Here is a 15,925-nt window from a genome sequence, read left to right as displayed (position 1 = left end):
TCTACATTTTATTTATGATTTTTGATAATGAACAATCTTATTCATATAATAATCGGTTTTATCCTTCGCCATTTGAGCGTTTTTTGCTTTAGTAAAAACGGTTATAACCGGTTTATCTGAATGAGGAATAATAAATGTCCAACTTGAGGAATCATGTTGAATTCTGACACCATTTAACTCTGAATCCAATTCTCCATCACATTCTTCTAATATCATCCTCATAATTTCTCCCCGTTTCAACCAATGGCACGATACTTCTTCATACATTAAATGCATTGTTGGATTTAGAGAATGATAGTACGAGAGATCTTCTTTTTTATTCAGGAATAAATGAATAAAAGAAACAAAGAAATAAAAAGCATCATATTGTAATGAGTAAGGAGATTTTAACGCTCTCAATTCTTTTTTTCGATCATGGATGGGAGAAATAAAGATTTTCTCTTTAAACGGACTACTGGAGGCTAAGTACAATAATACCCCTTCCATCTTCGACTCTTCCAACATGTAACCATTTTGATCAAAGACAAATACTTTTTCTCCATTTGGTTCAAACCAAAATCCTCCATCCAAATTTTCTACACGAATCTGCTCCGAGAACTGCTCCTTCGTGTCCAATTGCGAGAAAGAGGTTATATCACAAGGGAGACTTTTCTCAAAAAAGGAAAATGGATGAACCGTCGTCTCATTTACGACCCCGAAATGATAATTTGAGTGAAGGGGCATTTTATATAAATGTAATAACTCATGGAAATAATCATTAATAACCGACATGTTTTTCCATTCATATCCTGTACGATTACCACTCGTACGACGAAAGTTTAGAAACATAAACGACCTTTCAATATCTCTTTCTAGCTTAGAATCAATGGGAGCCCCATTACTTGCTAAAAACTCGACATTAGACACTTTTCCACTACGATCTGTTTGAATAAAAAGCCCATAGGAAACACTTTCTTTTCGACAGGCGTACCTAAAAATAGGTGAAGATAACGATTCATTACAAGTCATCGTTTGAATTCCAACAGATAATAGCGATTGATTCATAATTTCTGTCAGAATTTTAGCAAAAGGGTGGCCGTTATGTCCTAACAAGACAAATGAGTGTTCAGCGATAGTACTCCCAAATGCTAAAGCTAATTTGGTTGCAAACTCTGGAGTGAATTCCCTGTTCGTCACCCCTTCTACTCCTCGTTCCATGAATAAAGGATTAGGCTTTGACCTTGACCATTTTACATGCTCTTTCTCATACGAATATGGCGGAATTTTTTTATCTGGCCAAATATATACATTTTCCCCTATTCGTGATTCTTTCTTCACATGAACACCATCACCTAACACTGCTCCATCAAACACGACTGCATTTTCCTCAATAACACATTTCGAAGCTACTGTTGCTCCAGTCATTTGAACATGATTCAGCATGGTAAGATTTTGCCAAAGTATTGAATGATCTATGCAACACCCTTCTTGAATATGTGAATAACGCCCAATGACTGTAAACTCTCCCACATATGAATTTTCGCCGATGTACGAGTTCCTTCCGATATATATTGGAGGTGATAACTGAGCTTTTCGGTTTACAACCACACCATCCTCCAACCAAACTCCATCTTTTATTTCATTTGCTTCAATTGGAAGATTAATTTTACGTGATAGCAAGTCAAATTGTGCTTGCCTATATTGAATCAAATTCCCAATGTCAGACCAATAATCACTCGTTTCAAAATAATACATCGTATGATTTTTCTTTAATAAGTTAGGGAAAACATCTCGACTAAAATCCAACTCTATCCCGTCTTTCATATAATGAAAAATGTTCGGTTGTAAAATGTAAATTCCTGTGTTGACTAAATTTGTACACACTTCATTCCAGTTTGGTTTTTCAATCATATCCTTTATCTCGTTTGATGAAGGGTCCCCTATAACAAGTCCATAGTCGATAGGCATCTCCACTGACTTTGTAACGACTGTGCAGATTTGACCATGTTTTTTATGAAACTCCTTTGCTTTTAAAAGATTTATATCTGTAAAGGCATCCCCACTAATGACAAGAAATGTGTCATCTATAAACGGCTGAGCTAATTTAACCCCTCCAGCGGTTCCAAGTGGATAGGACTCTTCAATATATCGAATATTAACCCCAAAAGCCTCACCTGACTGAAAATGCCGTTTAATCACATCCTTCAAATAATTCACAGTCAAGATGATCTCTTCAATCCCTTGTTTCTTTAACCATTGGATAATGTATTCCAAAAGAGGTTTGTTTAAAATTGGAACCATCGGTTTCGGAATGTGAGAAGTAAGCGGCATTAACCTTTCTCCCTTTCCACCAGCCAAAATTATCGCCTTCAAGATCCACACCACCTCTCTTTCGTTAAAGGTGTTTATAGGTAAAAGTAATATTTTCATATATCGAGATTTTTACGAATGCACGCTTTCACAATGAAAATCATGATATTCATACATAATCTATTCTAAAGCAAAACGAAAAAGACTCTCCTAATATATCGCTTATAATATGGATGTTTTATCAATTCAACGGAGCAAGAGGAACGTTACTTCTATGATGAATATGGGATTGAATTGAAATTGTAGGGGAAAATAATAGAAATAAAAAAATTAATATACCCTCTGAAAAAAGGAAGACGTAACGAATGTTATGGATGGTACTTCTTTCATCTGTTGTGTTCAATTTCATTACGTTAATGTGACCATAGGATATTGGAGAAATTTACATATGATGCATTTTAAATCATTGTATCATTCTTATATGAAAAGAAAAACGGATAAAAGATGGTGTTTTATTGACAAAATTCTACATTCACTCCAATTCCAGTTTCGTTTTAAACATATTTGTGTTATAAATGTAAAGGGAAAATCAACAAGAAGGTGAGAAAATGGGCTATGTTATTATCGCGCTATTTGTATTAAGTATTGCATTATTAGGGCTTTCTTTTTCACAACGCGACCACTACAAAGAATTAGAACAAGAAGTGGAACAACTATCGATTTCTGCTATGCAAGAGATTTATAAAATGAAGAAAAAAATGCGTGTTTTTGAAGAAGAGTTGCTTCAAAGTGAAACAAGTCAATTCAGTCAAAACACTCAACCTGTACTTCATTTTGATTATTACACGAAAAAGCAAATTTTAACGAAATACGAGCAAGGAATGTCAATAAGCGATATTGCAAAATCTGAGAACGCCACAACAGAAGAAGTAACATTTATCATTGAACAGAACAAGAGGGAATTATCATGAACAAACGAATTCTTCAAGCGTTTGCAGCGGGTATGATTACTGCTACAAGTATATTGGCTCTTACATTTTATTTAGGGGGCTATCATACAGCAAACGATAATACACAAGAAATTGCTTCCGTAACTGAAGCTGATATCGTGAAATTCCTTGACCAAAATGAACAAGTGGCGATTTCAAAATCAGAATACGAACAGTTAACAAGTATACAAAATAGTAATGAATCTGGACAAACAGAGCAAAAGAATGACGATCAAAACAAAGAAGAACCTCAAGAACAAAAGGAAGAGTTAAAGGAAGAAGAGGCTCAAGAAGTTAAGACCGTTTCTATTACTATTAAGGAAGGTATGGCTACTAGTGATGTTGCCAAACTCTTTGAGTCTGCTGGTGTCGTTGACTCCGCTTCAGAATTTAGCAAGTACTTAATAGAGCATGAATATCATACGCGCGTACAAATTGGAACATTCGAAGTCAAAACAGATATGAGTTTCTACCAATTAGCAGAAGCGATTACTCGCTAAAAAGGTGTAGTGAAAGTCTGATCATTCATCGACTTTCACTACACCTTTTTCTTAGTTATTTAGGTGATAATGTCGTCCTTTGACAAGATAAAATATATTCTCTGAAATATTTGTTGCATGGTCCCCAGCCCGCTCTAAATAACGTGCTACAAAAGCTAATTGTGTCACTTGGTTAATAAATTTTGAATCAGTTTGCAACAAATTGAATAAATCACGAATAGCTTCACCATATAAGCTATCAACACGATCATCCATGTCTGCTACCTTTTTAGCTGCCATTGTGTCTTCATCAATAAAGGCTTGGATAGAGAGGGTCAACATATCTACCGTTAGCTTTTGCATTTCTTTAATCGTTTGTATAGGCTTAATTAAAGGCTCATTTCCGATTCGAATGGTTGATTTTGCAATATTTACTGCAAAATCTGCGATTCGCTCAATGTCCGCTGCAATTTTGATCGTCGTGACTATTCGACGTAAATCCGTTGCAACTGGCTGTTGTTTTGCAATTAATAAAATAGCTAGGTCATTAATCTCTTCTTCTAATTTATCTATAGTGATGTCATCATCAATAATTTTTAATGCTCCATCTATATTTTGATTTATCAAGCATTCAAGTGATAAATCTAGTGCTTGTACAGTAAGGTTTGATAATTCTTTTAATTTTGATTGTAGTTCTTGTAAGTCATACTGGAATTTTTCTCTCATGCTTACGCCTCCATACGAAATCTTCTAATCATTAATAAATTTCAGTTTTTTCTACATATAGGGAAGTCGTGAGTATTAACTCACGACTAAAAATGGCTTAACCAAATCGACCAGTGATGTAATCCTCTGTTCGCTTATCAGAAGGGTTAGAGAATAACTTATCTGTATTTGTGTATTCAATTACTTCTCCACTTAAGAAGAAAGCTGTTTTATCTGAAATACGAGCAGCTTGTTGCATGTTGTGTGTTACAATCACGATACTATAATTTTTCTTAAGTTCTTGAACAAGTTCTTCTACCTTTAAGGTTGAAATTGGATCTAATGCAGAAGTTGGCTCATCCATTAGAATTACATCTGGTTCAATCGCAAGACAACGCGCAATACATAGTCTTTGCTGCTGACCACCAGACAATCCATATGCATTTTCGTTTAATCGATCTTTTACTTCATCCCAAATGGCAGCACCACGTAAACTTCTTTCTACAATTTCATCAAGCACTTTTTTATCGCGGATTCCATGAATACGCGGACCGTAAGCAATGTTGTCATAAATAGACTTAGGAAAAGGATTTGGTTTTTGGAATACCATCCCAACTTGAGTGCGTAGCTCTTCTACACGATACGATTTATCAAAAATATTGCGACCACGGTATAAGATTTCTCCTGAAGTACGTACAGTTGGTACCATTTCAACCATACGGTTTAACGTTTTAATATATGTGGATTTACCACATCCTGAAGGTCCGATAATGGCCGTTACTTCATTTTCATATACATCTAGGTCAATATTTTTTAATGCTTGATCATTCCCGTACCATAAGTTCAAGTTTTTCGTTTGGTATACAATGCTCTTTTCTTTTTTTTCCGCCACAGTATTACTTCCTTTATCCATCGTTTTTACAGAATCGTCTTTCATTTGCGTAATTGTCATTTGTAAAAACCTCCTTCATCCTTTGGAACACAAAAATTAATAACGTTTCTGGTATTTATTTCTGATATAAACCGCAATCGAGTTCATTACAATTAAGAAAATGAACAACACAATGATTCCCGCAGCTGCAACATTTTGGAACTCAGCTTGAGGACGACCTGCCCAGTTATAAATTTGGATTGGCATAACTGTAAATGTACTTAATAAATTCTCTGGTAAATAGTTTACGAATGCAAAGGCACCTACTACTAAAAGCGGTGCAGTTTCTCCAATTGCACGTGAGAAGGCAAGAATGCTTCCAGTTAAAATCCCAGGAATCGCTGATGGTAATACGACACGATAAATCGTCTGCCATTTAGTCGCTCCCATTCCATAAGATGCTTCTCTTAATTGATTTGGCACGGCGCGAATCGCTTCCTGCGCTGCAACAACAATGACCGGTAAGATTAATAAACTCATTGTTAAACCACCAGCTAAAATGCTTCGGTCTAAATCCATTGCTCGAACAAATACTGTTAAACCTAATAATCCAAATACAATTGACGGAACCCCTGCAAGGTTTGAGATATTTGTTTGAATAAAGGCTGTGAATTTGTTCTTCTTTGCGTATTCTTCTAAATAAATCGCTGTACCGACGCCTAGAATTAAGGAAACAGGGATAACCACTCCCATTAACCATAATGATCCAAACAGCGCGGCCTTAATACCAGAAGCTTCTGGTTTGCGCGATGCGAAGTTGGTAAAGAAGTCAAGATTGATATAACTAATTCCTTGAGTGAATATCCGATATAGAAGTACTGCGAGTACAACAAGTGCAAATCCTGTTGCGACCATGAAGATCCCTTTATAAATATTATTTTTTACTAAACGACCTTCCATCCGTTTAGCCACAACAGATTGATCGATTAACTTCATCTTAATACTCCTCCCTGAAACGACGAGAAATATACTGAGCAAGCATGTTCATTAATAATGTGAATACGAATAAAGTTGTACCTACTGCGTAAATACTGTAATAAATTGTTGTACCATATCCAGCATCACCAGAACTTACTTGAACAATATAAGCTGTCATTGTCTGAATGGACTCTGAAGGATCAAATGTTAGCTTAGGTGTAGCTCCTCCAGCCAATGTAACAATCATTGTTTCACCAATTGCACGAGAAATCGCTAATACGAATGAAGCAATAACACCTGAAATCGCTGCAGGTAAAACGACTTTAATTGCTACTTCAAATTTTGTTGCTCCTAAAGCTAAAGCACCTTCACGCATTGAATTTGGAACTGAGCTCATCGCGTCTTCAGAAAGAGAAGCAACCATTGGAATAATCATAATCCCAACAACAATACCTGGGCTTAAAGCATTAAAGAAGCCTAAATCAGGAATAATTTTTTGTAATAATGGAGTGACAAATGTTAATGCGAAAAATCCATATACAATTGTTGGAATCCCTGCTAATACTTCAAGGATCGGTTTGATTACTCGTCTTGTGCGGTCTGAAGCATATTCACTCAAGAAGATAGCGGATGCTAATCCAATTGGTAATGCAACAAACATCGCTATTACTGCGATTAATAATGTTCCGGAAATTAAGGCAATGATTCCGTATGAAGGATCATGCTCATAGAATGGATACCATTCAGTACCAGTAAAAAACTCTACGAAAGATACACGAGTGAAAAATGTTACAGTTTCAGTTGTTAAAGTTAATAAGATTCCTAATGTTGTTAAAATCGAAATAAGAGCAGTAACCAATAAGAACTTTGGTACAAGCTTCTCTACAATTTGCAAGCTAGATTTTTTTGCTTTTTTCTCTTGAATCATTTCCCTAACTGATCGTCCAGTCGATAAAGCCATTTTTTGAAAACCCCTTTCCCATTTGCATAGGAAGATGAGAAGCATAGTGCTTCTCATCATATTTTTTATTATTTTAACCCTTCAAGAGTTGATAATTGCTCATCGTATTGTTCTTGAGGTAAGCGAACGTATCCAACTTCCTCAGCTAAGTCGCCACCATTCTCTAACATGAATTTCACATACTCATAAACTTGCTCTTTATCTTTAACAGAAGCGTTGTTTACGTATACGTATAATGGACGAGAAAGCGGCTCATAAGTTCCGTTTTCAATTGTTTCATTTGTAGGCTCTAAAGCTTCACCGTTTGAGTTTACAATCGGAACAACTTTTAAAGCATCTTTATTTTCTAAGTAATAAGCATAACCGAAGAATCCAATTGCATTCTTGTCAGTTTGTACACCTTTAACTAATACGTTGTCATCTTCAGATAATGTTGCTTCTTTTACCATTGGCTCTTCATCAAGTACAACTTCGTTGAAGTAGTCAAAAGTACCAGAGTCTGTACCAGGAGAGAAGTACTTGATTGGCTCGTTTGGCCACTCAGGGTTAATATCAGACCAGTTTTTAGCTTCACCAGTCCACATAGTTCTTAAGTCTTCAATAGTTAATTGATCTACCCAGTCGTTTTCAGGGTTAACTACTACTGATAATCCGTCAAATGCAACGCGGAATTCAGTGAATTCAATTCCGTTAGATGCCGCTTGTTCTTTCTCTTCGTCTTTGATTGGACGAGATGCGTTTGAAAGATCTGTTTCACCAACTACGAAACGTTTGAATCCACCACCAGAACCTGAAATACCTACTGGTGCTTTTACATCTGGGAATGATGCTGCGAACTCTTCAGAAACAGCTTCCATGATAGGTCCTACTGTAGAAGATCCGTCGATTGCAACTTCACCTTCTAATTGTTTATCTACAGTAGTTTCTCCAGATGTTTGACTTTCATTATTTTCACCGTTTCCGCAAGCAGCTGCAAACGCCATTACGGAAGTAATCATGATGGACATTGCTAAAAACTTAAAGCTTTTCATTTCCTTAATTCCCCCTAAGATTTATGGTGTTTATGTCCTACGAGTAATAGAATAAAACGTAAACATTAATTAGGTTTTAAACGAATGTAAAGGTTTTGTAAATTAACAATAATTCTACCCGGTTAGCTTATTTTTTCTAAGGAACTAGAAGGGTTTTCAAGTCTTTAGTTATTAAAGTAAGCATCTAACACTTTTCTTGCAATTGTTTTATTCACTCCATGATCATTTGAAGCACCTTGATAAGCCCAAGGAACTACAACGGCAAATGCAATTTCGGGAGAATCATAAGGTGCATATCCGACAATCGATAAATTGTATGTTGGTTCTAAAAACTTGTCCTCAATTGGTCCATCATAAAAAGCTTGTGCCGTTCCTGTTTTTCCAGCTGCCTCATAGCTTGCACTCGAAAAATAAGTATAGGCTGTTCCATTCCGTTCTTGGAAAACTTGTCGAAATCCTTCCTGTACTCTTTCTATATAATCTGTATTCATATCCACTCGATTTAAAATTTCTGGTTCCATTGATGAAACAATTGGTCCAATCTCTTCATTAGGATCTGTTGCGCGTATTTCTTTTATAATTTGTGGTTTCAGTCGATATCCACCGTTTGCAATCGTAGACACATATTGCGCAAGTTGTAACGGTGTGTAAGTGTCATACTGTCCGATAGCATAGTCTAGTAAAAGTCCAGGTGTCGTCGCCTTCCCTTCATATCCAGAGGATTCATTTGGCAAGTCAATCCCTGTTGGGACACCTAAGCCGAATTGATGGAAATAGTATCTCATTGTGGAAAAAGCCGAAACATTTAACGGTAACGCTTGGTTGTATCGGTATTCTCCTTCTCCAATAGCAATGGCTGTTTTGAACATATACACATTCGAAGACATTTTCAGCGCTTCTAAATCATCAATAGCCCCCATCGTTTTCCATGAGCTTTTAACGGGCGAGTCTTTTATGTGTAAAGGTTCGTCCACTAAAACTGTTCCCGGGGAAATTACGCCAGTCTCAAACCCCGTTAATACGGTTGCTCCTTTCACTGCTGATCCCATTGTGTAAGAGGTTGTCATAGCACCAAGTGCAAAATCTTGTACTTCATAACTTCCGTCTTCTTCTTGGACAATCTGTTTTCCTGCCATCGCCAACAATTCTCCCGTGTTAGGATCCATCATCACTACAAATGCACGGTCCAACAATTCGGTACTCGGTAGCCTTTTAACTCTAAGTAATTCCTCTTCAATTATCTCTTCTACATTTAATTGTAAGTCCATATCAACCGTTAGGACTAAATCATTTCCAGCTTGACCTTCAGAAATAATAACGGATTCGATTAAATTCCCCTCACTATCCGTTAAATTTTTTATTTTGGACCTTTCCCCTTGTAACACACTTTCAAATTGTTTTTCTATGTAGCTCGTCCCTACACGATCGTTCAAGTTGTAATCACGTGCAAGAAAGTACTCTAACTGATCGTTCGGAAGTCCTTCTTCCTGCGTGGATACATTGCCGAGCATCGTTCTCAATGTGTTACCGAACGGGTATTGACGTTCCCAATCAGTTGTTACATTCACCCCAGGGAATTCACTCAAATGTTCGCTAATATAAGCTATTTCTTCATTAGTAGCACCCTTTTTTATCGCTTGAGGAGCACCAACAGCTGCTCGATCCATTTCCCTTTTTATCGCTACAATTTCTCGGTCTAAAGGCGTTAATTCGGATAAGTCACTTTCTGAAATTCTTTCTAATTGAATACTATACAGTTCTTCATTCGTTAATTCTCCTCGAAAAACCTTTTGCCTTTCTTCAGCCGAAACCTTTCCTTCCGCTTCACTCGGTCTCGTTAAGATCCAGTAATCTTTCAAGTCACGTTCGGTCACTTTTTCATCACTAACCTCAAGTATCTCTGCAAGCTTTTTCGCAAGTTCAAGACGAACTGCTTGAGTTGATGAAGTTGTTTTTGTGTATGTAACCGTATGAACCGCTTGATTAGTTACCATTACTTCTAAATTCCGATCAAAAATCTTCCCGCGGGGTGCAGCTGAATTCACTTCAATTTCCTCTGATTTCTCTACTTCCTCTTTATATAACTCCCCATAAACAATCTGAACGATTCCTAAACGAAGTATCAATGCTATAAAAACAAAAAATGTTATTAAAAATAATATATTTAAACGCTTTATTAAAGGTTTTTTCCGTTCTTTCCTTTTCAAACAAAATCCTCCTTCATTTTTTATTGCATTTATGTTAAACAACCCATTCATGCAACGTCATTTAACGCTTTCTTAGTTTAAAAGATTTTTTTATCATGATAAAGGAAATAAAAAGGATGTAATAAATTTGTTACATCTGCTGATTATGAACGGATAAATTTGTAACAAAACGTGAATATTTTGGAAATAACTTTACATATGGAAATATCTACTTTTTAAGAGTTGGTGACTTGTGTGGAATGGACATTATTATGTTAGAAATGTTTTGTCGGGTCTTTTACAGCTATTTGTTTAATGATGAGTACTAAATATTACGTTTCAGACACTTACTTTCAGCGGGGAGGAAGTCGACTTCTACAGCATGTTCTTACCCGATCTCTACCATTCCTCAATTCCCGCTAGTCAAGTTGTTCCAATACAAAGGGGAAAAAATTTACAACAATGATTTAGAAATAATCCTTTAGAAAAGAGCCTAATAAAAAATATGACGAAAAGAACAAAAAACCTCCAAGTTTAAGAAAATCTCGGAGGTTTTATATTTGAAAGGTTACCCATTCTTTCCATCTGCCAAATGCGGTTGCCTGACTCGACGTTCATCATTGGCCGTTCGATTACTTTCTTGTAGTTTAATCGTACGAATAAACAGATAGATCAACGCATGTCCAGTTCCTAATATTAATAATAAGTAAGGAATTGTTTGTTTTTCATTCGTAAATGAAACAACAAGAATAAAAGATAATACAGAAACGATTCGCCCAAAATTTAAATAGACTTCCCGAACAACAATATATTCAATCCGTGCTTTAGCAGCATTCCACCCTTTTCCTATAATGTCGTAAGTCATGGAAACGTAAGGCACTAACAGCATTGGATAAGCAATTCCAATTACTACGCCGTAAATGAGTAAGTTTGTATACGATATATGAAAAACAATCAAGAATATCGCTAAGTATAACAAAATTCCTCCAACTAAGATGGCTTTTTTCCTCATCTTTTTTGTAATAAAGCGTGTTGCCAAATAATAAGAGAAAAAAGCAATTACTGAATTCAGGAGACCGAACGTCCCCAAGGCTAGTTCACTGTTTGTCGAAATAAATACGAAAACGCTAATAACAAAGATGAATGTTCCTTCCCGAAGTCCTTGGAAAAAGTGAGCATTTGTTATCAGCTTCCAATTCCGATTTCTACTTCGTTCATGAAATATTCGCCAAAGTATGTAATCGCCCTTCGCAGGTCTTCGCTTTAAAAACATACTTAATACGACGGCAAACGAAAACAATAATAGTGAAATCGTAAAAATGGTCGTATATCCTTTAAAATTTTCTAGTCTTGAAATGATGAACCCCGCTAAAATCGGACCAATCATCCCAGCCGAAGAAGTTAAAACACCTAAGAAGCCGTTGAAAAAGTCTCGTGTCTCAGGTTCAGTAATCTCAAATGTAAGTACATTAAAGGCTAGCCAATAAAATCCGTAGCCGATTCCAATTAAGGATCCTAATAGAATGATGTAATCGGAAGCTCTTTCACCGATTATTAACACGGTTACAAAAAAGACGGCTAAAAAAATTACCCCTAACCTTAAAACAATTACACGGTCTACTCGCTTTGCTAGTCTTCCCGCAAAGATGAAAGTTAATGGCTGAAAGATGACACTAAACAAATTATATATTCCGATATCGACAAATTTTCCTGATTGTTTCCATAAATAAACGTTCACAAACGTGTTTGAAAGTGCGATGCTTAATGAATAAAGACCTCCGATTAGTAGCAAAAGAATCAAATCACGATTTACCTCTACGTCACCAAATATTTTTTTCCATTTCGACATATTCAAACTCCCCTTCAACGTCTAAAAATAGTTTGCCTGTTGAAAAGGAAGTTATGTACTAAAATTTACATTTCCCAAAAATAAAGAAGGTAGACCATTCAACTATAAATGACCTACCTTCTTACTAGTCGATTCAATTATTTTGCTTCATTGTAAAGACGCGCTACTTCATCCCAGTTTACAACATTCCAAAATGCTGAAATGTAGTCTGGACGACGGTTTTGGTAATTTAAGTAGTAAGCATGCTCCCACACATCTAGACCTAAAATCGGCGTTTTACCTTCCATTAATGGAGAGTCTTGGTTTGGCGTGCTTGTTACTTCCAACTCACCGTTATTTACAACTAACCAAGCCCAACCAGATCCGAATCGAGTAGCTGCTGCTTTAGAGAACTCTTCTTTAAAGCTTTCGAAGCTACCAAATTTAGCATTAATTGCATCTGCTAATTCGCCTGCTGGAGCACCGCCACCGTTTGGAGATAAAATTGTCCAGAATAACGTATGGTTTGCATGGCCACCACCATTATTACGAACTGCAGTGCGCTTCTCCTCAGGAACAGCATCTAAGTTTGCTACAACTTCCTCAACAGACTTGCTTAAAAGTTCTTCATTTCCTTCTAAAGCCGCATTTAAGTTTGTAACATATGCGTTATGGTGTTTAGTGTGGTGAATATTCATAGTTTCTTTGTCGATATGTGGCTCTAAAGCATCGTATTCATAAGGTAATTTTGGTAATTCAAAAGCCATTTAAAATCTCCTCCTTATTAGGTATGTACCCTTAACATTTGGCATAAAACCCTTTTGTTAAGATTCACTTTCAGATTACCAAACTTGGCAACTTGTTGCAATTTAAACGCCCAAATTTCAGACCAATTTCGTAGAAAATATTGCACCAATTTCCGAATAAAATATAGCCGGCTATCCTTTCAGCATCGTTTTCATTAAAAAAGCTGTACTCATATACATGTTACTATTACATCCGTTTTAAGAAGAATATTTTACATTCCGTTTCAGACACTTGTTTTCCATGTAACGACCTGCGTTTAGTTGGGCGCCACTTTTCTCTACAAGCCACAGCATCCACCTGCGTGGTCTCGCCCCTTCCTCTGCATACAAGGTAGAGTCAAATCGGTCCTTTACAAAGTAAAATTTCCTCTGAACAATGTCTTTTATTAAGTACAAAAACGACTTTCCTATTTGAAAGGAACTAAGAAAAGCGCAAAGCGCAAGTCCTTAGGCGAAGGGCGCTGGAGGACCTGCGCGGAGGCTTCCGTCGCCACAGCAGGGCCGAAGCGACCCGAGCTGATGGCACTTGGAGCTAGACACCAAAAAAAACTATAGAGAGAATACTTTAACACTTTATTGAACTTAAACTTTCTGTAACAAAAAAAGTCGCAACCTTCAAGTGCGACCTATTGACATCCTATCTCGCTATGAATGGACCCTGCAGGACTCGAACCTGCGACCGGACGGTTATGAGCCGTCTGCTCTAACCAGCTGAGCTAAGGGTCCGTTGTAGTTATGTCAATAAAAATTTACCATTACATCTATTATTTGTCAAACACTTTTGAAAAAGGTCTAACAATATCGAAAGTAATCTCAACTCTCAATAATTTGGCTTTGTTTGTAAGTATATACAAGGTTCTAAAAGATGGCTGATTTTGGTCAAGCACTTACTTAACCGAGAAAGGCGAACATTTTCCGGACTTGCAGAGGACGTGTTGGCCTCTGCGTTGGCCACAGGACGTGGCCGCTTTTAGTAGAGGTTCATTCAATCATCTCCTCCTCAACTCGCAAGCTCGTCTGAGGGGACTTCGGCTCTTGCTGGTCGTGTAGGAATCGCCGCCATTCGATAAATGGGTGTCCCTGCTACTTTTGGGACACCCACTTTCAAAAAAATTATTTTCTTGCTTCCAATACAGTTTCTGCAATATTCACACAGTGATCTGAGATTCTTTCAATATTGCTAATGATATCAACAAAGACAATTCCAGCTTGTCCCGTACAAATTCCCTCATTAATTCGAAGAATATGCTTCTTACGGTTTGTACGTTCTAGTTTGTCAATTTTTTCTTCAATGCTTAACACTTTTGAAGCAAGTGATGCATCGTTCTCATCCAGTGCCTTCATCGATGTCTTCACCGCTTCAATCGCTAAATCGAACATTTCATTCAAGTCATCATAAGCCTGTTGTGTTAATGTCACTTTATTGGCCATTTGATAATCAACTAACTCAACAACGTTTTCAAAATGATCCCCGATTCGCTCAATGTCACGTACTGTGTCCATTAAAATAGAATGTTGTTCAGAATCTACCTTTGACATATCTTTAGCCGAAAGAAGAACTAAATAATCTGTAATTTTTCTGTCTAAGTTATTAATAGCATCTTCTAGTTGCTTAGTCGTTTCTAGATGTTTGCGATCTGTTGTAAATACATATTGCTTCGCTTCTTCTAATCCAACGGAAGCGAAATTACCCATTCGAAGAACTTCTTCTTTCGCTTGACCTAAAGCAATGGATGGTGATTGCTCAACGAATATAGGGTCTAAATGTTTCGGTTTATATTCAATAGCGAAATCTTCCCCTGGAATAATTTTTGTTACAAGCCACGCTAAACCTGCAATAAACGGTGCTTGAATAAGCGTATTTGTTGTATTAAAAATACCGTGAGCAAACGCAATCGTCATTTGTTCATTTAAGTTCATGTTCATACTAATCGCTTCGATAATAGACGTGAACAATGGCAGAATAATTAAGAAGATGGCTGTACCCACTAAGTTAAAGATTACGTGAGTTAAAGCCGCACGTCTAGCCGCAACTGTAGCACCGAGTGATGCAAGGACTGCAGTAATCGTTGTACCAATATTATCTCCAAATAATACCGGAAGTGCTGCTCTTAAGTCGACCAATCCTTGGGCATGAAGCTCTTGAAGAATTCCAATTGTCGCACTTGAACTTTGTACAATAATCGTGAAAACTGTACCGATTAGTACGCCTAATAGCGGTTGTTCACTCATGCTCACCGTTAAATCATGGAATGTCTCTAAAGAACGAAGAGGCTTCATACCATCGCCCATGAGATTTAACCCAAAGAATAGGGCCCCAAATCCAAAGAAGATTTGTCCAACGCTATTAACCTTTTTATTTTTAAAGAAGAATAATAGAACGGCACCTAAAAAAATAATTGGTAACGCATATTCTTTTATTTCAATACCAATGATGAATGCCGTAATGGTTGTACCGATGTTTGCACCCATAATGACGCCAATCGCTTGTCTTAAAGTCATAAAACCAGCTGATACTAATCCAACCGTTAGAACTGTTGTTCCACTACTTGATTGGATTAACACTGTGACGATAATACCAGCTAGAATACCCATAATAGGATTTGTTGTAAATCTGTCTAAAATATCTCTTAATTTGTCACCTGCAGATTTTTGTAAACCTTCACCCATTAATTTAATTCCGAATAAGAAAATTCCAAGGCCACCAAGGAACTCAAAAATCATTTTTTGAATATCAAATTCCAACTAATTCAACCCCTCATTTTGTCTTTTTTCGACAAACATCTACAACCTCTACCATTA

The 15,925-nt window shown here is 36.7% G+C and carries 12 protein-coding genes and 1 tRNA gene; 2 read left to right on the top strand and 11 right to left on the bottom strand.

Translation table 11 applies throughout. The annotated features are described in order from the left end of the window. Positions 1–12: 12 nt before the first annotated feature. On the bottom strand, positions 13–2,352 hold the full coding sequence (locus tag ML543_RS06450; protein WP_243386323.1) for a sugar phosphate nucleotidyltransferase: 2,340 nt from the start codon (positions 2,350–2,352) through the stop codon (positions 13–15). A gap of 545 nt (positions 2,353–2,897) precedes the next feature. Between ML543_RS06450 and ML543_RS06445 the strand changes: the two genes are divergently transcribed. Together ML543_RS06445 and ML543_RS06440 are read left to right on the top strand one after the other, a co-directional pair. Next, on the top strand, positions 2,898–3,260 hold the full coding sequence (locus ML543_RS06445; protein WP_243386322.1) for a hypothetical protein: 363 nt from the start codon (positions 2,898–2,900) through the stop codon (positions 3,258–3,260). Next, on the top strand, positions 3,257–3,778 hold the full coding sequence (locus ML543_RS06440) for an endolytic transglycosylase MltG (protein ID WP_243386321.1): 522 nt from the start codon (positions 3,257–3,259) through the stop codon (positions 3,776–3,778). The genes ML543_RS06445 and ML543_RS06440 overlap by 4 nt, the downstream gene beginning before the upstream one ends. A 51-nt stretch (positions 3,779–3,829) precedes the next feature. Here ML543_RS06440 and phoU read toward each other — a convergent pair whose 3' ends face one another. The 10 genes from phoU to ML543_RS06390 form a co-directional block, all read right to left on the bottom strand. Continuing rightward, positions 3,830–4,483: a phosphate signaling complex protein PhoU gene (gene phoU, locus ML543_RS06435; protein ID WP_243386320.1), complete on the bottom strand. Its 654-nt coding sequence runs from the start codon at positions 4,481–4,483 to the stop codon at positions 3,830–3,832. A gap of 97 nt (positions 4,484–4,580) precedes the next feature. Continuing rightward, positions 4,581–5,375 carry a phosphate ABC transporter ATP-binding protein PstB gene (gene pstB / locus ML543_RS06430; protein ID WP_243386551.1) on the bottom strand — a complete coding sequence of 265 codons (795 nt, stop codon included), beginning with the start codon at positions 5,373–5,375 and terminating at the stop codon, positions 4,581–4,583. A gap of 75 nt (positions 5,376–5,450) precedes the next feature. Further along, complete coding sequence (gene pstA / locus ML543_RS06425) at positions 5,451–6,329, bottom strand: phosphate ABC transporter permease PstA (RefSeq protein ID WP_243386319.1); 879 nt, start codon at positions 6,327–6,329, stop codon at positions 5,451–5,453. A 1-nt stretch (position 6,330) separates the two neighbouring features. Next, on the bottom strand, positions 6,331–7,272 hold the full coding sequence (pstC, locus tag ML543_RS06420; RefSeq protein WP_243386318.1) for a phosphate ABC transporter permease subunit PstC: 942 nt from the start codon (positions 7,270–7,272) through the stop codon (positions 6,331–6,333). 68 nt (positions 7,273–7,340) lie between these two features. Beyond that, positions 7,341–8,303 (bottom strand): PstS family phosphate ABC transporter substrate-binding protein, encoded by a 963-nt coding sequence (locus ML543_RS06415; RefSeq protein ID WP_243386317.1) that lies wholly within the window; start codon positions 8,301–8,303, stop codon positions 7,341–7,343. A 164-nt stretch (positions 8,304–8,467) separates the two neighbouring features. Further along, the gene (locus ML543_RS06410) at positions 8,468–10,510 is read right to left on the bottom strand and encodes a peptidoglycan D,D-transpeptidase FtsI family protein (protein ID WP_243386316.1); all 2,043 of its coding nucleotides are present in this window, start codon (positions 10,508–10,510) and stop codon (positions 8,468–8,470) included. Positions 10,511–11,057: 547 nt separating this feature from the next. Continuing rightward, positions 11,058–12,338 carry an MFS transporter gene (locus tag ML543_RS06405; RefSeq protein WP_243386315.1) on the bottom strand — a complete coding sequence of 427 codons (1,281 nt, stop codon included), beginning with the start codon at positions 12,336–12,338 and terminating at the stop codon, positions 11,058–11,060. A gap of 137 nt (positions 12,339–12,475) precedes the next feature. Beyond that, positions 12,476–13,084: a superoxide dismutase gene (gene sodA / locus ML543_RS06400; RefSeq protein WP_243386314.1), complete on the bottom strand. Its 609-nt coding sequence runs from the start codon at positions 13,082–13,084 to the stop codon at positions 12,476–12,478. A 691-nt stretch (positions 13,085–13,775) separates the two neighbouring features. Beyond that, a tRNA-Ile gene (locus ML543_RS06395) sits at positions 13,776–13,849 on the bottom strand. 387 nt (positions 13,850–14,236) lie between these two features. Continuing rightward, the gene (locus ML543_RS06390; RefSeq protein ID WP_243386313.1) at positions 14,237–15,868 is read right to left on the bottom strand and encodes a Na/Pi cotransporter family protein; all 1,632 of its coding nucleotides are present in this window, start codon (positions 15,866–15,868) and stop codon (positions 14,237–14,239) included. Positions 15,869–15,925 lie beyond the last annotated feature (57 nt).

The sequence above is a fragment of the Bacillus kexueae genome (genome assembly GCF_022809095.1).
Classification (GTDB): domain Bacteria; phylum Bacillota; class Bacilli; order Bacillales; family Aeribacillaceae; genus Bacillus_BZ; species Bacillus_BZ kexueae.
Note: the sequence above shows the minus strand (reverse complement) of the source record. Positions and strands in the feature narration are given on the sequence as shown.